Origin of the sequence: Streptomyces sp. WM4235 (assembly GCF_001279725.1) — a bacterium.
Classification (GTDB): domain Bacteria; phylum Actinomycetota; class Actinomycetes; order Streptomycetales; family Streptomycetaceae; genus Streptomyces.
Map to the genome: position 1 here is coordinate 1 of NZ_LGDE01000477.1, position 18,631 is coordinate 18,631.

The 18,631-nt window shown below is 68.9% G+C and carries 18 protein-coding genes; 12 read left to right on the forward strand and 6 right to left on the reverse strand.

The genetic code is table 11. The annotated features are described in order from the left end of the window. Positions 1-339: AfsR/SARP family transcriptional regulator (locus ADK55_RS35270; protein ID WP_199826714.1), on the reverse strand; the 339-nt coding region annotated here is incomplete at its 3' end. 237 nt (positions 340-576) lie between these two features. Next, positions 577-1,170 (reverse strand): ScbR family autoregulator-binding transcription factor, encoded by a 594-nt coding sequence (locus ADK55_RS35275; protein ID WP_053685077.1) that lies wholly within the window; start codon positions 1,168-1,170, stop codon positions 577-579. 300 nt (positions 1,171-1,470) lie between these two features. Between ADK55_RS35275 and ADK55_RS35280 the strand changes: the two genes are divergently transcribed. The 7 genes from ADK55_RS35280 (at position 1,471) to ADK55_RS37290 (ending at position 6,661) form a co-directional block, all read left to right on the forward strand. After that, complete coding sequence (locus ADK55_RS35280) at positions 1,471-2,247, forward strand: SDR family NAD(P)-dependent oxidoreductase (protein WP_053685079.1); 777 nt, start codon at positions 1,471-1,473, stop codon at positions 2,245-2,247. Between the two features lie 139 nt (positions 2,248-2,386). Next, the gene (locus ADK55_RS35285) at positions 2,387-2,719 is read left to right on the forward strand and encodes a hypothetical protein (RefSeq protein WP_053685081.1); all 333 of its coding nucleotides are present in this window, start codon (positions 2,387-2,389) and stop codon (positions 2,717-2,719) included. A gap of 262 nt (positions 2,720-2,981) precedes the next feature. Continuing rightward, positions 2,982-3,350 carry a hypothetical protein gene (locus ADK55_RS35290; RefSeq protein WP_053685083.1) on the forward strand — a complete coding sequence of 123 codons (369 nt, stop codon included), beginning with the start codon at positions 2,982-2,984 and terminating at the stop codon, positions 3,348-3,350. 30 nt (positions 3,351-3,380) lie between these two features. Further along, complete coding sequence (locus ADK55_RS35295) at positions 3,381-4,709, forward strand: hypothetical protein (protein WP_063839702.1); 1,329 nt, start codon at positions 3,381-3,383, stop codon at positions 4,707-4,709. 29 nt (positions 4,710-4,738) lie between these two features. Then, a complete protein-coding gene (locus ADK55_RS35300; RefSeq protein WP_053685087.1) occupies positions 4,739-5,233 on the forward strand; it encodes a hypothetical protein in 495 nt (164 codons plus the stop codon). Positions 5,234-5,259: 26 nt separating this feature from the next. Further along, entirely contained in the window at positions 5,260-5,745 is a 486-nt protein-coding gene (locus tag ADK55_RS35305) for a hypothetical protein (RefSeq protein WP_053685089.1), read from the forward strand. Positions 5,746-5,986: 241 nt separating this feature from the next. After that, positions 5,987-6,661, forward strand: a complete 675-nt coding sequence (locus ADK55_RS37290; protein WP_234350381.1) for a maleylpyruvate isomerase N-terminal domain-containing protein — start codon at positions 5,987-5,989, stop codon at positions 6,659-6,661. A gap of 180 nt (positions 6,662-6,841) precedes the next feature. Here the strand turns inward: ADK55_RS37290 and ADK55_RS35310 are convergent, their stop codons facing one another. Further along, positions 6,842-7,612, reverse strand: coding sequence for a TetR/AcrR family transcriptional regulator (locus tag ADK55_RS35310; protein ID WP_053685091.1), 771 nt, complete (start codon positions 7,610-7,612; stop codon positions 6,842-6,844). A gap of 96 nt (positions 7,613-7,708) precedes the next feature. Here ADK55_RS35310 and ADK55_RS35315 point away from each other — a divergent pair, with 96 nt between their 5' ends. From ADK55_RS35315 to ADK55_RS35330, 4 genes are all read left to right on the forward strand, one after another. Beyond that, complete coding sequence (locus tag ADK55_RS35315) at positions 7,709-8,905, forward strand: FAD-dependent monooxygenase (protein ID WP_053685093.1); 1,197 nt, start codon at positions 7,709-7,711, stop codon at positions 8,903-8,905. A gap of 325 nt (positions 8,906-9,230) precedes the next feature. Beyond that, positions 9,231-9,905, forward strand: coding sequence for a ScbR family autoregulator-binding transcription factor (locus ADK55_RS35320; RefSeq protein ID WP_053685100.1), 675 nt, complete (start codon positions 9,231-9,233; stop codon positions 9,903-9,905). 179 nt (positions 9,906-10,084) lie between these two features. Beyond that, a complete protein-coding gene (locus tag ADK55_RS35325) occupies positions 10,085-11,362 on the forward strand; it encodes a ParA family protein (protein ID WP_053685102.1) in 1,278 nt (425 codons plus the stop codon). Beyond that, positions 11,359-12,300, forward strand: coding sequence for a ParB/RepB/Spo0J family partition protein (locus ADK55_RS35330; RefSeq protein WP_053685105.1), 942 nt, complete (start codon positions 11,359-11,361; stop codon positions 12,298-12,300). Before ADK55_RS35325 ends, ADK55_RS35330 begins: the two co-directional genes overlap by 4 nt. A gap of 724 nt (positions 12,301-13,024) precedes the next feature. Here the strand turns inward: ADK55_RS35330 and ADK55_RS35335 are convergent. From ADK55_RS35335 to ADK55_RS35345, 3 genes are all read right to left on the reverse strand, one after another. Then, positions 13,025-13,402: a DUF6009 family protein gene (locus ADK55_RS35335; protein WP_053685107.1), complete on the reverse strand. Its 378-nt coding sequence runs from the start codon at positions 13,400-13,402 to the stop codon at positions 13,025-13,027. 179 nt (positions 13,403-13,581) lie between these two features. Beyond that, positions 13,582-15,156 carry a DNA primase family protein gene (locus ADK55_RS35340; RefSeq protein ID WP_053685109.1) on the reverse strand — a complete coding sequence of 525 codons (1,575 nt, stop codon included), beginning with the start codon at positions 15,154-15,156 and terminating at the stop codon, positions 13,582-13,584. Further along, positions 15,153-16,181 (reverse strand): bifunctional DNA primase/polymerase, encoded by a 1,029-nt coding sequence (locus ADK55_RS35345; protein ID WP_063839701.1) that lies wholly within the window; start codon positions 16,179-16,181, stop codon positions 15,153-15,155. The genes ADK55_RS35340 and ADK55_RS35345 overlap by 4 nt, the downstream gene beginning before the upstream one ends. A gap of 1,776 nt (positions 16,182-17,957) precedes the next feature. Between ADK55_RS35345 and ADK55_RS35350 the strand changes: the two genes are divergently transcribed. After that, on the forward strand, positions 17,958-18,631 hold a 674-nt coding region (locus ADK55_RS35350; RefSeq protein ID WP_199826715.1), incomplete at its 3' end, for a bifunctional DNA primase/polymerase.

Consider the following 18,631-nt stretch of genomic DNA (forward strand, 5'->3'; position numbering starts at 1 on the left):
CCGCTCAAACTCCCGCACATCACTCCTCCCACCACCACCACACAACAAATAACCCCCCGGCAACGTCACCAACACATCCTTCGGAGACCGTGAGGTGTCGCTCCCTTCCAGGGCGGTCGCGATCAGGGCGCGCAACTGCAGTACGTAGGTCTGCAGCGTCGTGCGGGCGCTGCGCGGCGGCAGGCCGCCCCACAGCTCCTCGATCAGTGCCGATACGGGCACCACCTGGTCGGCATGGAGGGCCAAGAGGGCCAGGACCTGCCGGGGCTTGGGGGCGGTCGGCGTGATGGAGATCCCGTTCTCCCGCACGTCCAGTGCGCCCAGTACATCGATGTCCACGTCGTACTCCCCTGTCCTTGGATGAGTCGCAAGAGTCAGTAAAAAACAGGACCGACGGTTTGTCAATGAACTTCGCACCGCCCCAGCTTTAGGCCGGCGGCGCCCGAGTTTCAGTCAAGAGTCCTATTTGACCTGCGAGTTCATGGGACCTCCAAGAGCAGACCAGGAGCGTCCGCCCCTCGATCGCGACCGCCCGAGGCAACGAACACCTCCCAAGCGGGCCATCAAACAGACCGTTTAGTCTGCTTCCAGTCCCTCACCCGCCAGCAACCGCGGCAGAACCAACCCCCAGATCCGCGCGAGGGTCTGCGGCGCCACCCACTCCGGCTCGGCCGCGCTCAACACCTCCAGCCCGACGGTCGAGGCCACCACCGCCCGCGCCGCGTCGTGCGAGGACACACCCTCCGCGAGCATCCCGCCCCGCTCCGCCGCCGCCAGCAACTCCTCCACCCACAGCCGCCACTGCCCGCGCAGGTCCACCCGACTCTCGTGGGAGGAGTCGGCCGACAGCGCGAAGCCGGCCCGCACCACGACATCCTGCGCGAGCAGTTCCATCAGCTCGGCCGTCGAATCGACCAACACCCGCACCGGATGGCCCACCGACCGCTCCGCGTCGGTGATCCGGGCGACCGCGTCCGCCGCCCGTTCCTCGACGGCCCGGGCGATCTCCGTCTTGCTCGCGAAGTGGAAGTGCAGGCCACCGGCGGTCACCCCGGCCCGGCGACTGATCGCCGAGACCAACGCCGCCGCGAACCCCTCCTCCGCGAAGACCTGCGCGGCAGCACGCACCAACGTTTCGCGCGTGCGAGCCGCACGCTCCTTCTTGATCATGGAGGCTCCACACACCGCACTCGCCGCATTCATCGCACCCTCGATTTACACAAAGGGCCACGAGATCTTGGTGCCACGGTCGGCGGGTGCACTGGAGGTTGGCCGGACTCGTACCGGAGTGAACACCTCCGGCCGACTGGAGCGCCCGCGCCCGCCCTCCGAACAGGGCACTCGCGACCCCGTGCGCCGACCCGACCTTCGCAAGCCTCCAACCAGCACAATCGGTGGTCATGACAGGTTCGTGCTACCTGCCCTCCGCCCGCCTTCCGGCATCCCTCACCGTGCTACGGTCGCGACGTGATGACGGGGGACGACAGCAGTCGGTTTTTGGCTGGGAAATCAGCACTGATCACGGGAGCGAGCGCCGGTATCGGAGCAGCCGCCGCCCGGGTGTTCTGTCGTGAGGGCGCTTCCGTGACCCTCGTGTCCCGCCGCGAGGAACCGCTGGCCACGCTCACCGACGAACTGCGCGCCGCCGGCCACCAGGTCCAGTACGTGGTCGCCGACGTCCGTGATTCCCAGGAGGTGGCACGCGCCGTCGAGGCTGCCGTCACCTCGTTCGGCCGGCTGGATGCCGCCTTCAACAACGCGGGTGTCGGCGCGCTTCCGGCGCCCATGCACGTACTCGACGAGGACGTCTACGACACCATCATGGACACCAACGTCCGCGGGGTCTGGAACTGCATGCGCCACGAGATCCGCGCCATGCTGACCACCGGCGGCGGCTCCATCGTCAACAACAGCAGCACCGCAGGCCTCGTCGCCACCCCCGTCGCCGCCCCCTACGTCGCCTCGAAGCACGCGGTCGTCGGCATGACCAAGGCAGCCGCGTGCGAGTACGCGCCGCACGGCATCCGCATCAACGCCATCGCACCCGGGTCCACCCGCAGCGAGATGATCGACACCTGGCTCCAGCAGAACCCCGAGGTGGAACAGATGCTCCTGAACTCGGCGCCGCTGCCCCGCATCGCGGAGCCCCAGGAAATCGCGGAGGCCGCGGCCTGGCTCTGCAGCGACCGCGCCTCGTTCGTGGTCGGCACCACCCTCTCCGTGGACGGCGGCTGGACCACCCGCTGAGGTGATCGCCCGCCGCCCGGCGTCGGCGTCGCATCCGGCCGAACCCGGGGCTGGGCGTCCAGATGGTCACGCGCGTACCGCACCATGGTCTGCGTACGGGAGCCGTCTCCCGCATGACCGACACCGGAGAGAGGGACCAATGAACGGGAACGCGCTGTTCCACGCCGTGGGGCTGGTCATCGCCACGCTGGTCCTACTACCGCTGCCGCTGCTCATTCTGACCGGACACGCGCCGGCCTGGGTCCGCACACGCGTCGTCGAACCCCGGTGGCTGGCACTGGCAATGATCGGCTTCTGGCTTCCCTCCCTGTTCAACGCGGTGCCTCGGATCCTGAACGCCGGGACCGGTGTCGTCGTGGCCTGCTCCCTCCTGGGCGCACTCCTCGGGCTCGTCGGCATCGCGTTCTTCCTCCGGGTGGCCTGGGCCACGGCCCAGGCGACCCGAACGGGCCGAACGGGCCGGCGGCGCTAACCGTCTCTTGCTCCGACCACCCTCACGGCCCGGGTTCCCCCTCGCCGCGCGGGCCGCTCTCACGGCGGGGGTGAGATCCGGCCAGTCTTCCTCGGACAACGAGGCACGCCTGCAAAGAACTTGAGCTTCCCCTCGGCCCCTCCACCCGGATCATGTGCATTGCATGCATAAGATCAGAACCTGCCGATGGGGGAGGCGCAGCATGCCAGATGAATCAGGCGGGGAGCAGGAACACGGGGGCGGGAATGTCACAGCGCCCCACGTGCAGTTACGGCTGAACAGCGGGCCCGGGCCACTGGCTCCGGGCGGAGACCAGGACTTCGCCTCGACACCCGCGGAGAAGAAAGCCGCGGCCGACACGATCGAGACCGAACTCCAGCCGAACACGCAGAAGGCTTCGGAGCACGCGGACGAGGCCACGACATCCGCGGGCAACGGCTTCGGCGGATGGGAGACGGCGGCGGGGATCAAGACCGTCGCAGAGACGTGGGAGCGTCAGGTGAAATCCCTGATGGCCCGTCTGGACGGCGAGAAGAACGCGCTGCGCGGGGCTTCGGGCCTCTTCGTGCGCAATGACACCGGTCTGGGTGCCGACTTCCGTGCTTCGACATCGAAGCTGAACGGTCTCTGAGGAGACACGGTGCCGACCTACCACGAAGTCATGACCACCGACCTGGGTCTGCTGACGACGGCCGCCACTGGATGGGAGTCGATCGCGGGCGAGTTCAAGAAGGTCGAGACCCGGTACGGCGAGTCCGTCCAGAGGATCACCCTGGGCCAGAACTGGGCCGGGCTCAGCGCCGGGGCGGCGCAGACCAACTTCGCGGCGACCCGGTACGAGTACGCGGCCGCCCAGACCCAGGCCAAGGCCATCGCCGGCCTGCTGACGGATGCCCACGCGTGCTTCACCGACCTCAAGCGGAAGCTGGAGAGCGCGCGCGACGACGCGATGGCCGCCGGTATGGCTGTCTCGGAGCAGGGTCGCGTGACCTTCGACATCTCCAAACTCACCGAGGGTGAGCGCAACGCCTACCACCACGACCCGGACTACCAGTCCTCGGTCCGCGTGGCCGTCAACACGTGGCAGAAGCACATCGACGACCGGGTGAAGGCCGTCTCCGAGACCGACGAGCACGTCAAGGCGGCCCTGAGCGCCGCCGTGACCGACAGCAACAAGGACGCCTTCGGCCAGGGCAGCGGCAAGGACGCGACCTTCACCGGATTCAACGCACACGCCGAGGGCGACCTGGCAAAGGCGCCGCGCACCCTGCCGGTCGCCGACGACAAGGCCGCGACGAAGACCGACGGTGTCACGGTGACCGGGCCCAACGCCGACTTCGTCACCAGCGGTGTCAAGTACGGCAAGGAGGGCTCGTTCAAGGCGTCCGCCGACCTCTTCCACGCGACCGCGAAGGGCGAGGAGACGCACGGGCGACTCACTCTTTCAGGAGTCGACGACATCTACGCGGGGGCAAGGGCCACCGGGAACCTGGGCATCACCGACAAGGGCTTCGTCGGCAAGGCCGAGGCCTCCGCTGGCTTGCGTTCCTTGGTCGAAGGACGGGCCGAGTACGGGATGGTGGGCGGCTACGGGCGGCTGGAGGGCTTCGCCGGCGTCGAAGGTGCCATCAACGCCAAGGCCACCAATGAGGAGGTGACCATCGGCTTCAAGGGTCTTGCCGGCGCCAAGGCATCCGTCGCCGGAGGCGCGGAGGCAGCCGGGATCGGGGTGGGCTTGACCGGCGAGGGGTGGGCCGGACCCGGCGCGGCGGGCTGGTTCGGTTACAAGAGAGACGAAGTGACCGGCGTGTACAAGCTCGGCGGAGAAGCGGGCCTCTCCCCGGGTCTCGGAGGGGCGGTGGGACTGGAGATCACGTTCGATCCGGACAAGTTCTCCGAAGCCGCCGTTGCTGCTGCCGACAAGGTGGGCAACGCTGCCGGGTATGTGGGCGACAAGGCCGGCGACTTCGTCGACTGGCTGGCGGACTGATGTACTGCTCCATGGAAGGACGGATCTGAATGCCCACCTCGCTGCCCATCCCCATCGAGTTTCGCCTTCCCGAGGGCTGGCTCCCCGCACGCACGAAGGGCGATGACCCGGGCGTCGCGTTCGCGGCCCTGCACCCGAGGCCGGACGCCGGGTTCGCTGCCAACATCACCATCGAAGGCGGCTACCCGCCGGAGGTCGAGACGCTGACCGAACTGGCCTCCGAGTCCGCGGAGCGCCTGGGCGAGACCGCCGAGTCGCTGACGGTCGCGGACCGGCGCGAGTTCGACAGCGCCGGCGTCCCCGCACTGACCCAGCGGCTGGTCTTCTCGGTGGTCACCGGTGATGTGCACCGCGATCTCGTCCAGTCCCAGGTTTACCTGTCCGTCATCGATACCGAGGAACCGCGCAAGCGCGCGGTCATCCGGCTCGTCCTGACCGCGACGGCCGCCCAACACGACCGCGTCCTGGGCGACTTTCAGGAGTTCCTCCGGAGTGTGCGTGCGGGCACCGGGAAGGCGGCGTAGCGGTGGGACGTCTGTGGGACAGATGGATGGGTACCCGACATTCGGATGCGGGCACCAGGGCGCTTCCCACCCAGGAACTACGGGCCGCGCTGCTCGCGCTGAACGGTACGGGCGTACCGTTCAGCATCCACGAGACGGGTGCGGAAGGCGCGGACCTGCTGGCGCAATGGCGATACCTGAAGCCGTCGTCGGGCTCCGGTGCGACCCGCAGCCAGGTCGAGCGGACCCTCAAGATCTGGATGCGCCTGTGCCCGCGCGAGCGAGTGGTCCGGGCCATGGACGAGCAGTTCGAGGTGACCCGGGCGGGCCACCCGCCCGGCCGGACCGTGGCGCGCGCGCACGGCCGCGGGCCGATCCGCGGCATCCACAAGGAATGGACCATGGAGAAGGGACCCGACGGTCGCAGGCACAGGGTCGAGACCTTCAGCTTCGACTCCCGGGACCTTAAGAACCCGCTGCGTACGACCGTCCTCGACGCGGGGTGGACTTGGCGCGGGGTCTACAGGATGTGATCGCAGGACGTGGGGGCGTCGCTCGTGCCCAGGGGCCCGCCCCGTCAGCCATGAAGGTCGCTGTCGGTTGCCTGAGCACGGTGATGGACAGCCGGAGTGGAACAGAAGACTCTGGAGTACCCCGAACCACTGCGGCTGATCGACGAACGATCGACCGCCTTCCGTGCCGCGATTGCCTCCGCGCCCGACCCCGATATGCGGGTGCGTACCGACCTGCCCCGAGTGGAAGTTGTCCGTTCTGGTGCGTACCCGGGCGAGGGGCGCCACTCCTGGGCCACCACCATCGCCGCAGGACCTGCCGCCGCGACCAAGTCCTCAACTGAGGTATCCCCGGCCGTACCTCGGGAACGCGAAGCACCGCCGCCTGGTCGGCCGCCTCGACTCGGAACTGCTGGACGCGCTGCGGAAGGCAGGCCCGGATCGTGGTTGCCGGACCTGGTGGGGTACGTCGCAGTCGCCGCTGACCTGCGGTGCCGTCGCCCGGCACCGGCTCCAGGAAATCGCGGTGCACACCTACGATGCTCAGGTCACCGCAGGCGCCCCGCAGTCGCTGCCGGACGCTGCCGGACGAGGCGGCAATCGACGGTGTCGAGGAGTTCCTGTCCACCTGCTGCGCGACGTCGAGCGCTGGCCGCACACGCCCACCGCCTTCGACTTCCACGCCACCGAGGGGCACTCCTGGCGCCTCACGGTCGACGTGACGGCGCACGCTTCACCCGTCTCCCCGCGCCCGGCGCGACACCCGAAGCGACGCTCGGCACGACACGAGCCACCGCCGCCGACGAGGGCCCGGCAGCAGCCGGCGTCTCCGTGCGCGGCACGACCAGTGAGCTGGTCCTCTTCTGTACGACCGTGCCCCGGCGGGGGCGGGTCGTTAACGGCGTTAACGACCCGCCCCCTTGGCGGCATCACCTGATGCCCCTCCCGAACACCCGGACCACCGTCCGCCTTGCGCGTCCGACACGCCAACGCGCTCCGGGAAGGACCCTCAGGAACGTTAACGGCGTTAACGCCGTTAACGCCGCCTTCGGTCGACAGCGTCTCCGCTCCCGGGCGAAGGCGCCGCGCTCGCTCCCCGCGACCAGCCCTGCCCGCCTCAGCCCCGGGTCCGCCGCTCCACCAACAAGCCCACACCGTCGAAGATCCGCTCCAGCCCGAACTCCAGCGCCTGGTCCTGCCCCCCGTGCTCCGCGACCGAGGCCAGGACGGCACGCAACGCCGGGTACCGCTCCCCGTGCTCGCGCATCACCTCACCCAGCACCCTCCCGAGCTCCGCATCCGGACCACTCGCCGCACCCGGACCACTCGTTACACCCGGACCACGCGCCCCGCCCCTCGCGGCCCGCTCCTGCTCGGCGATCCCTCGTACGTGCCCCGTCACCAACACCACCGTGTCCATGGCCTCGGCCCCACTCAGCCCGCACCCGTCGAGCGCCACGAGGGCCCGTTCCATCCAGCCGATCTCCTTCGGCCCCATCACCCGCGCCCCCACGGTCGCCTCCAGCAACCACGGATGTTCCCGGAATCCGGCGAGCAGGCCCCGTGCCCAGACCCCGAGCCTGCCCCGCCATCCGTCGGCGCCCGCCAATGCCTCGTCCAGCAGAACCGGTTCCGGCATCGCCGACTCCACCATCAGCGCGACCAGCTCCGACTTCCCCGGCACGTACCGGTAGAGGGCCATCTTGGTGACCCCCAGTTCGCCGGCCACCAGCTGCATCGACACGCCGCCCAGCCCCTGTGTGTCGGCGATGCCCACGCCCGCCCCCGCGATGCCCTCCAGTGTGAGGCCGCGCTTCGGCCCGCGCGCCGGCCGGGCCGGCGGCCCCCACAGCAATCGCAGCGCCGCGCCCCATTCTTCGCCGGACATCGTCATCTCCTTGCGCTCGCACGAAAACTGCGTCTACCGTACACGGAACGAACTGCGTCCGCCGGACGCAGTAGTGTGCGCGCCCAAGGAGATCGCATGTCCCGACACCCGCAGCCCCCCATGACAGTCCTCATCTCGGGCGCGAGCATCGCCGGACCCGCCCTCGCCTATTGGCTGGGCCGCCACGGCTTCCGCCCCACGGTCGTCGAGATCGCCCCGGCTCTCCGCGCGGGTGGCCAGGCCGTCGACTTCCGCGGCGACACCCATCTCACCGTCCTGGAACGCATGGGCATCCTCGACACGCTCCGTCGCATCCAGACCGGCGGCAGCCCCATGACCTTCGTCGACCCGGACGACAACGAACTCCTCCGCCTCCCCGCGGAGTTCGCCGGCGGGGACATCGAGGTGCTCCGCGGGGACCTCTCGCGCGTGCTGTACGAAGCCTCACGCCCCACCACCGAGTACGTCTTCGGCGACTCCGTAACCGGCCTCACCGAGACCGCCACCGGTGTGCAGGTCACCTTCCGCCACTCCCCGCCCCGCACCTTCGACCTCGTCATCGGCGCCGACGGCCTGCACTCCCACATCCGCCGCCTCGCCTTCGGCCCGGAGGAGCAGTACGTCACACACCTCGGCTACCACGCCGCCTCCTGGTCCCTCCCGACCCACCTGGACCTCCCCCGCCCCGGCAGCACCGGCTACAACGCTCCGGGCCGGCTGGCGTCCGCGACCGCCGACCGCGCCTTCTTCGTCTTCGCCTCGCCGGCCGTGTCGTACGACCGCCACGACCACCACGCCCAGAAGGAACACATCACCCGCGCCTTCAGTCCCCTCCCCTGGAAGACCCGCGAGCTCCTCGCCACCCTCCACGAAGTCCCGGACCTGTACTTCGACTCCATCAGCCGGGCCGACGTCGACACCTGGTCCGCCGGCAGGGTGGCCCTCGTGGGAGACGCCGCCTGCGGGGCGACGATCGGCGGAATGGGCACCGGCACCGGGATCGTGGCCGCGTACGTCCTGGCCTCCGAACTCGCCCGCACCCCCGGAAACCACCGAGCCGCGTTCGCCCGCTACGAGTCCCTGGTCCGCCCGTACGCCGAGAACTGCCAACGTGGTGGTGACCGTACGGGCCCCTTCCTGGCCCCCGCCACCCGACTCGGATTGCGCCTACGCAACACCGTCCTCAGCCGACCCCGCTGTCTGGCCTGGATGCTGAAGCAGGGCCAGAAGGTCAGCACGCTCGCGCTCCCGGAGTACCCCGCGCATACCGGGGCGAGCGCGCACACGCCCTGATCGCCGGAAGGCCTCACTCCACTTAACGGCGTTAACGGCGTTAACGCCGTTAACGGTCCCCGCCCTCTGCACTCCTTCGAAGAGAGCCGCGCGGAACCGTATCAAGACCGCACAGACCGTCACCCCGCTCCGCGGAAAAGTACTTGTCGACTGGTTTTCTTTGCTCCCATCCCGCTAGATTGGCCGAACAGCACCACCCGCACCACCACCACAGCAGCAGCAGCAGCAGCACGATCGGACGGACGGCCGGACGGCCGGACAGCCGGACAGCCGGACAGCCGGACAGCCGGACAGCCGGACAGCCGGACAGCATCAGGAGACATACGTGGCCAGGGTCAGACAGGAACGCGCCGAGGTCACCCGGCAGGCGATCCTCGACGGCGCGGCCATCGCGTTCGACGACGCCGGCTTCCACGGCACCAGCCTCAGTGACGTCGTCAAGCACGCCGGAGTCACCAAGGGCGCCCTTTACTTCCACTTCCAGTCGAAGGAAGCCCTCGCCCGCACGCTGATGGACGAACAGTTCCGGGTGTCCGACGACCTCCCGGCCATCGAGAACCCCGGCCTCCAGACCGCCATCGACGTAACGCACCAGATGGCACACGGCCTGCGCACCAACGTCCGCATCCGGGCGGGCATCCGCCTGGTCATCGAGTTCGGTTCGTTCACCCACCCGGACTCGACGCCGTACAACACGTGGATGAACACCGCCCACACCCTGCTGACGCCGGCCCAGCAGGCGGGCGACGTACTCCCCGCGCTGGACGTCACCGATCTCTCAACCCTTCTCATCGGCTCGTTCACCGGCATCCAGGTCACCTCGTACGTCCGCACCACCCGTGAGGACCTCCACGCCCGGATCGCCGACCTGTGGAGGTTCCTCCTCCCCGGCATCACGCCCGCGCACCGCATTTCGGCATTCGACCCGGCAGGCTCGCCCGAGTGCCGGGCCCAACTCGGTCTTCCGAACCCGGACTCCCCTGCGGATCAGGTCGGCTGACTGCGTATCCAGGGCGGCCTCGCACGCGCCGTGGTGAACCACGGGGGTGCTCGCCACGGCGTGTGCGAGGCCGCCCTGTCACGTACCCGGGCCTGAAAAGCACTTCTGCGTAGCGTTTCGTTAGCAAAACCCAAGCGTGGCGCTCACGAACACCCTGAAACGTTAGTAAAGTCCCTCTCATGACTTCACCCTCCTCCCAGAGCGACCGAGAGAAGGTCGTCTCCAAGCTCCCGCCGTGGCTGCGCCAGGAATTGAAGATCCGCACCGCTCAACTGCGGGTCGACATCCAGGACGCGGTCCACCAGGGCATCGCCCACTGGAGCGCCCTCGCCTCGGCACCGTCCCCCGTCGACACCTCCGGTGCCGAGTCGTTCTCCACCTGGCTGCCCGCCGGCCAGTGGGAGTCCTTCCGTACCGACTCCAAGCACCGCGGCGTCTCCCTCATCCAGGGTCTCGCCCAAGCCGTCCGGCTCTGGCTGGAGATGAACCCGGCTCCGACGGTGAAGCGGCCCTCCGTCGTACGACGCATCGTCGTCTGCAACCAGAAGGGCGGCGTCGGCAAGACCGCCGTCACCGCCGGCACGGCAGAAGCCCTCGCCGAGGACCCCGCCACCCTCCACCCGGTCCGCGTCGCCCGCCAACTGGCCCGTCGCTCCCCGGTCCAGGTCGACGGCGGGGCCACGTACGAGGAGCAGCAGCCACTGCCGACCACCCCCCTCGACCTGGAAGACCTCCCGGGCCTGGGCATGCGCGTCCTGCTCGTGGACTTCGACCCTCAGGGCCACCTCACCAAGCAGCTCGGTCGACAGCCGCTCCCCATCGGCGGGGACAGCCTGACCTGCCACATGGCCGGCGAGGCCAAGGGCCCGCTCGCCGACCTGATCGTCCCCATCCCGGACGAGCGTTTCGGCGACCGACTGCACATCCTCCCCGCCTGCACCGACGCCTTCCTCCTCGACGTGCGCCTCTCCACCGTCCGCGCCCGCGAGGCCGCCCTTGAGCGCGCCCTCGCCCCCGTCGAGTCCGATTACGACGTCATCCTCATCGACTGCCCCCCGAGCCTCGGCCTCAGCATGGACGCCGCCATCTACTACGGGCGACGACGCGACGCCGAACAGCCCGGAGCCTCCGGCGCCCTGATCGTCGTACAGGCGGAGGACTCCTCGGCCGACGCCTACGACCTGCTCACCTCGCAGATCAACGATCTGCGCGACGACCTCAGCCTCGACATCGACTACCTCGGTCTCGTCGTGAACCTCTACGACGGCCGCCGCGGCTACATCGCGACCTCGTCCCTCCAGGCCTGGATGGACATAAAGGATCCGCGGGTCGTCGCCATCGTCCCCGACCTCAAGGAACAGCGCGAGGCCGTACGGGTCAAGCAGCCGCTGTTCGTCTACGCCCCCAAGGGCGACCAGGCGGTCGCCCTGCGCGCGCTCGCCAGGGAGATCTCATGAGCAAGGCCGACAAACTCGGAGTCTCGGCATCCTTCGCCCGAGCCCAGCCTGCCGGTGTCAGCTCCCGTCGCGCCGCAATCGCGGAGGCGACGGGCGCCCCCACCTCCGGGGTCGTGCCGCCCTCCGAGGTGCCCATCGAGGCGCTGGCGCACAACCCGTTCAACCTCCGCGAGGACCTGACCGAGCTGGACGAGCTGGCCCAGTCCCTGGTCTCCCGCGGCCAACTCCAGCCCCTCGCGGTCGCCACCCGCATGGCGTTCATGGAGGCCCACCCGGGCCAGACCGATGGCCTCGGCCGTGCCCCGTACGTGGTGATCGACGGGAACCGGCGACTCGCGGCCGCGCAGTTGGCCGGCCTCAAGACCATGCACATCCACGTCAACGACGCCCTGTCCGCGTCGGCGGCGGACATCCTCGAATCCGCACTGATCGCCAACGTCCACCGGGTCGACGTGGCGCCCATGGACCAGGCCCGCGCGCTCCAAGAGCTCGTCGACGTCCACGGTTCGCAGGCCCAGGTGGCCAAGCGGCTCGGCAAGACTCCGGCCTGGGTCTCCCAGCGCCTGACGCTGCTGAACCTCACGCCCACCCTCCAGGAGAAGGTGGAGACCGGCGAGCTCAAGGTGGAACCGGCCCGCCGTATCGGCCGCCTCCCCCAGGAGGAGCAGGCAGCGGCGGCGAACGACGCCGTCAGCGCCGTCAATCCCCCGCGCCAGCGCACCCGTGCGACCCCCACTCCCGTTAACGGCGTTAACGCCGTTAACGCCGTCAAGCCCCCCTCAGTACCGGCAGCGCCGGCAGCACCCGTCTCCGTCGCCGGCTCCCCCCGCATCACGATCTCCACGCAGTCCCCGGAGACCATCGCGGACGCCCTCACCGCCCACCTCACACCCGACGACCTCAAGGCCGTCACGGAGCTGCTGATGACCCGTATCTGATGCCGCGCCCACGCCGGGGGCGCCGGCGACGTCAACGGCGTTAACGCCGTTAATGCCGTTGCCGCCCCCACGTGCGTTTCGTGTGCGTTCCAAGGTGCGATTCACCTCGGCTGGTGCGGTGACCTCCTGGGAAAACCGGCCGCACCTCGCCGCCCTCCACCCCGTTAACGGCGTTAACGCCGTTAACGACCCTCCGGCTCCGCCCACTCCCCCAGCCGCCGGGGCCGGCGCGCCGACCCCGGCCCCGCCTCACCCATTAACGGCGTTAACGCCGTTAACGCCGAGCCCCCACTCCCACCCCGGCACGGACCCGAACACGGGCGACGAGGAACAGGACCCCTGGAACGCCCCACCTGGCGTCCCGACATCCGCGCGGCGGTCATCTCCACGGCAGGACACCGGAGCCTCCGAGGCGCAACTGCGCGCCATCGCCGCCGAAGGCCTCCAGGAGGTCTACCTCAAGGGCAGTGGCGCCCGCACCACCAGCCTCCTGGTCGAGTTCACCGACATCGACTGCGTCGATGTCGCCTTCCCGACGATTCCGCTCCGCAGGGTCCCAAGGGACTGAAGGGACTGAAATTCGCCATTGACTTCAACGTGTTTCAGCCAAGCGTCTCCTGGGCGAGACACGGACGTGGCCCCCGAGAAGCCTCAGGTCAGAGCGTTCCACGCCGGCAGGTGAGACAGGATTCCCGCCAAGGGAGACGGACCGGAGGGACCGAAGTCAGGCAACGGTGGGTGCGGAGAGTCCTCGCTGTGAGCGTTCGGTCTTCCTTCCCACCTGCCTGGGCTCGATCGTGCGCGGGTCGACGGCCTCGCCCGGAGCGCCTTCCCGATAGAGACCCTCGGGCTCGGCGTCCCGGTCGTGCGGCAGGAGGTAGAACACACGCCGCTTCTGCAGGCCGCTGTCCGGGTCGGCTTCCGCCGTCTCGCCGAGTTCGGTGAAACCGATCATGCGTCCGTCACGGTGGTAGCGCGGCTTTCCCCGACGGCGGGGGGTCTTGTCCAGGGCCTGTCGGACGTAGTCGAGCTCTTCAGGGTCCTCCAGCCACACCACGTTGACCTCGTGGGCGAGATCGCTGGCTGTCAGTAGCGAGCTCATGGCCTGAGTCCTTCCTCGTTCACGTCGGCCCTCCGGGCCCCTGGTCTCTCCGCGCCGCTCGCGGCGCCGATGCCGATATGCGACAGGACCGCGAGGGTCTCCGTCGGTGGGTGGGTGTGTTCATCGTCCTTGTCCATCGTAGGGGTGCCCGTCCCGAGGCGGCGGCACACGTCGGCCAGTCACGTCGTGCTTGCCCTGATCGCGTCACGCGGAACCTGCTCCTCGTCGGCCAGGAGGGCGAGCCCCGGGTAGAACTTCTGACCGTTCGAACGGAGCATCTCGTTGGGCGAGGCGACGCCCGCCTCGGCTCGGATGCGTGTCGCGAACGCCCGCGTGGTGGCGGGGCGCAGGCCCTCCCCATCAAGGCACCAGGCACTGTAGGCGCGGTAGAGGGCTCCCTGCTCCACCTTGAGGTCACGGGGCTCGGCGAGGTGCGCGCCGGTGGTGCAGCACTCCAGGAGGAACCGCCCGATGTGGTCCTCGGTCGTGGCGTAGGCCTGGGTGGCCGCGCGCACGACGTTGGGGCCGGTCAGGGGCGGTTTGCCGGCGAGGTAGGCCTTGGCCCCCTGGATCATCCAGTGGAGGATCCCCGGTCCCTCCTCCTGCACGAGCGCCTCCGCCAGGTTGTCGATCTTCCGATGGTCGGGAACGACCTTCTCGAAGGGGATGAGCCGGATCCGGCGCCAGAAGGCATGGCCTCCGGTGCCCACCTCCGGGCGGTGGTTGCCCAGGAGCCACAGCTTGTGGGTGGGCTCGAAGCTGAAGAAGTCCTGCCGCATGCGGCGGGCCTTGAGGCGATCCCCACCGGTGAGGAGTTTGACACGCGCCTCGTCGAACTTGTCGTGCGGCTTGAGTTCACTGCACACGAACAGCCGCCGCCCGTGGAGTTCGGTCAGCTCGGTGGAGTGCTCGTTGAACTTGCCGCGTTCCATCAGGAAGCCGGGCGGCGCCACGTCCGCGTAGTCGCCGAGGATCTTGATGACGACGTCGAGCAGGGCCGACTTGCCGTTCGCACCGACTCCGTAGAGGAAGGGCAGCACCTGCCCGCCGACGTCACCGGTGATGGAGTAGCCGAGCAGGAGATGAAGGAAGTGGATCATCTCCTTGCCCTTGTCGTCGTCGCCGAAGGTCTGCTTGAGGAAGGTGTGGAACCGGGGCGTGGGCATGGCCTCGGGCGCCAGGTGGGTGGCGCGGGAGTGCAGGTCGCGGGTCGGGTTGGGCTTGTGCAGGTCGCCGGTACGAAGGTCCACGACGCCGGCGGGCGTGCACAGCGCGTACTTGTCGCCGTCCAGGGTGTCCGGGTCCAGGGCGAGTTCGGGCGAGGCCTTGGCCTGCGTGAGCATGGCCTTCACACCCGAGGTCGACATGGTGCGCTTGCGGTGCTGGGCCAGTTCCCGATCGGTGAACACGCCGCGGGGGTCGTGCGCGGGCAGGTCCTCCGCCATGTCCCCGGCCGCCCAGATCGCGGCCTTCTCGCCGCCGGTGCGCTTCCACCGGTACTCGTCCCAGACGTACCAACCCAGGCCTTCGACGTGCCGGAAACGGTTGTGGTGGAGGTAGGCGAAGAGTTTGGCGTTGCCGCGGTCGGTGAGGTTGTGCAGGAGACCCGCTTGGATGAAGTCGGCGCCCGCGCCGGGAGCTCCGCTCTGCTGAGCGGGCAGGCGTCGGCCCGGCGTGGCGGTGTCCGTGGTGAACGCGGCGAGCTGTTCCGCCGCTGCCTGGGCGTTGAACCCCGTGCTTCCAGCGCTGCTCATGGACGTCCCTTGGGGTGGATCGGTCGATCGCTTCCGGCGCGCAGCCCTGTTTCGACGATGAGTGCGATGCGGCGTGGCTGGTGGGGCCGGGCGTGCTCCGCGGCTTCGAGGAGCGAGCGTCGGGCCTCCGCCTCGGTGAGGTGCCCGGCCGCCGCCAGTCCTCCGGCGGTGAACGCGGCCCGGTTGAGTTTCTCGCTGAAGGCCGTTCCCTCACGGCTCGCTCCGCAGGAGCGGACCTCGTCGAGGAGGGAGGCCAGCACGCGCTGTCCGTCCTGTCGGTGACCGCGGGAGGCTGTGGCCTTCGCCCGGGACACGGGGGGCTTCTGCGGAACGGGTGGAGCCTCCACGCAGTGACCGGTTCGGACGAGTTCGGCGGTGAGCCACAGCGGCAGGGCCGCCGGCACGCGGGCTCCGGGCAGCGGTTCGTAGACTCCGGCGGTGGTACGCGTCGAGGGGGCGACGATGTAGCCGCCGACGGCGCGGACGTCGACCTGCCAGGCGAGCGCCACCCTGGAACTCGATCCGCTGGAGCAGCGGAAGCGGGGGCCGTCCTGGGCTGCCCGGTACCAGATGTGCATCCCTCCGGAGGGCGTACGGACACGCAACGTCGACGTGTCCTCACAGGGGTTGGGCGCGGACCTGTACGCGGCCAGGAGCGCCAGGGTGTCGTATCCGCTCTCCAGCCCGGTCAGGTCGACACGGTCGTCGATGGGGATGCCCGGCAGCAGTCTCCCTCGGTCCGGGATCGTCGCCCCGTGGGCGTCGACGTCGACGACGACCAGCCCCGCGGGTCCACAGGAGACTCCGATGCCGGGTTCCGGGTCGGTCTCCCACCACCGGCGCACCGTGTCGGGGTCCGTGGTCGCCGCGTGGAAACCGTGGCACCAACCTCCCCGGGAGCGGCAGGGGCAGTCCTGAGGCGCGTGTCGGGCTGTTCGGCAGTCCGGGCAGTTGGGGGCCGGTGTCTTGGTCCCCGGGGCCAGAGGGTGCACCGGGTAGCCCCTCAGGGCCATCCACAGCGCCACGTCCAGTGCTGTCCCGCCGCGCACCTCTTGTGGCGGGTTCTCGGAATGGACGGGCACTGGCTCTTCCTTGACGCGATGTGAGGAACGGTTGCTGCTGTCCCCGTGCCGGTCCCTGAAGTGCGTTCTCACCTGCAGTTCAGGGACCAGAGGGACTGAAGATTCACTATCGCGGAGGTTACCCCAGAGTCTGGGGAGACTCAGGTTGATTTTGCCGCTGTATTGAGAGTTCAGTCCCTTCAGTCCCTCGGTACCTGGAGTTTTAGGCAGGTTCGTCCTGAAAAAATCCTGCTCCGAAGCTGAGCGACTCCCGGGCGTGTCGCAGGTGTTCGCCGAGGGGTTCGGGCTCACGGCTCGTTCCATCCTCCAGTCAAGCTCCGGTGGGGCCTCGTCCGTCAGTCCCTCCCGGCTCAGCCGGTTCCGCCGTGTCCTCCCGAGCGGATCGAGTCGGCGTCAGGTACTGAAGCGCTTCGACTCCGGTTCAGTCCCTACCTGTTCAGTCCCTGGGAAAAGTCGCAGGTCAGAGAGGTTGGGATCTGCTCGAAGGGACTGAAGGGACTCAAAGTTGGTACTTCCACTTCTCATGCGTGTGTGTGTATGCGCAGGCGTAAGAAAGCGGTTCCCGTATTCCTGGGTGGCTCATAACTGCGAAATTGAGTCCCTCCAGTCCCTGAACGATGAGGGTGAGGCCGCTGACCAGCAGGTTTATGCAGTGACTGAAGCAACAGGGACCGAAGGGATCCAACCGGCGTTCAGTACCTGTTCGGGGGGAGCGGGTACCGAGGGAGGGGGTGCGCTCCCCGGATCCCTCCCGGGGGCTCCCCCAGGCCCTCCGCCGGACCGTCCGTCAGACCCTGAGCACACCCGGCTCCTCGGCGCTCGGACCCCACCAGGGATCCAGAGCCCTGGAAGGCCCCTCTGAGCCCCCGCCGACATCCGACCGGCCGAGGAGCCCACAAGCGCGCCCAAGGGCCCCGAGGAGCCCACAGGGCGCTTCAGGGGTCCTTCGAGGGGGGACTGACCGACGGTCACAAGTCCCGGGCAACCTGAAACAGGGGCGTCCCGATGAGCACGGCCGGCGGAGTCCTCACGCCGGACCTGGCTCCTGGCGGGTTCCCGCGTCCAGGACAGGGCCGGGTGCGCCCGAGGGACGTAGGGACTGTCCGCGCGCCTCCGAGGCCGAGTCCATTCCCTGGGCGCGTTCGGTCCCTGGGCAGTACAGCCTTCAACGACGCAGGTCAGAGCGTTCCCCCTGGGAGGAAATGAGGGACCGGAGGGACTGAAGGGACTGGAATGTCAAATTCCGTTCACCTGCCGTTCCATGACGGTCCGATCGAAGCCCCGGACCGCAGGATCGCCCCGGAGTCGGCCTCCCCACGGGCAGCGACCCGGGGAAAGTTCAGTCGCTGGCTTCAGTCGCTCCAGAAAGCCGCAGGTCAGAGCACCTTCACTCACCCAATCAGCGACTGAAGCGACTCAACTTCAGGTATATGAGGACATTCGTGTGTGCGCGTGTGCGTCATATATAGGGGGCTTCAGTCGCTTCAGTCGCTGTTGGTGCTGCTCCAGGCCTGTGACCTGGGACTCTTCTGAGAGCGACTCAAGCGACTGAAACCGTTGGGTCGCTCCGTCCTTCGCTTCAGTCGCTGGCGAGAGGCCCCGTGGTCGTGAAGCGACACGCCGAGCCAGATAGCCGCGACACGCTGCGCCCGCTTCCCCACCGACTTCGCTAGGCTGTGTTCGTTGTTGAGTCGCTTCAGTCGCTGTGAGAGGAAGTGCATGCCCGCTGAGCTGCGGTTTTCTCGCAGCGACTCAGGGCAGCCCACCCCTGAGCGCTCAGTCGCCGGCCTGAGACTGGCCCGGTGGTGCGCCAGCAATGGCTGGCCCGTCCACCCGCTGGCGCCCGGTCGCAAGACCCCCACCGCCAACTGCCGCGACTGCGGCGAACAAGGCCATACCCACACCAACTGTCCCTGCCTGCCGGCCGGTCGCTGGTGTCACGGCTTCCACGCCGCGACCCTGGACTACTCCCGCATCGAACAGTGGTGGACCACCAACCCGTCTCTGGGCGTCGGCGTCGCCTGCGGCCCGGCGGACATCGTCGTCATCGACATCGACGCCCACGAGAGCGAACTCCCCCACCGCGACAGGCTCCTCCCCGGGATTCCCGTCGGTGACGCCGTCGACCTGCGGGGCTTGCGAACGGGCTTTCACTCCCTGGCCGTGTTGGCGGCGCTCCGAGGCGAGAACTCCCCCGCCGACGACGAGTCGACCCTTCGCGTACAGACGCCCTCGGGCGGCATGCACGTCTGGTACCGGGCCACCGACGGACGTCGGTGGCAGTGCTCCACGGGATCCGGCAAGAGGGCCCTCGCCTGGCAGGTCGACATCCGAGCCCACGGCGGGTACATCATCGCGCCCGGGACCAGCACGTCCGCCGGAACGTACAACCC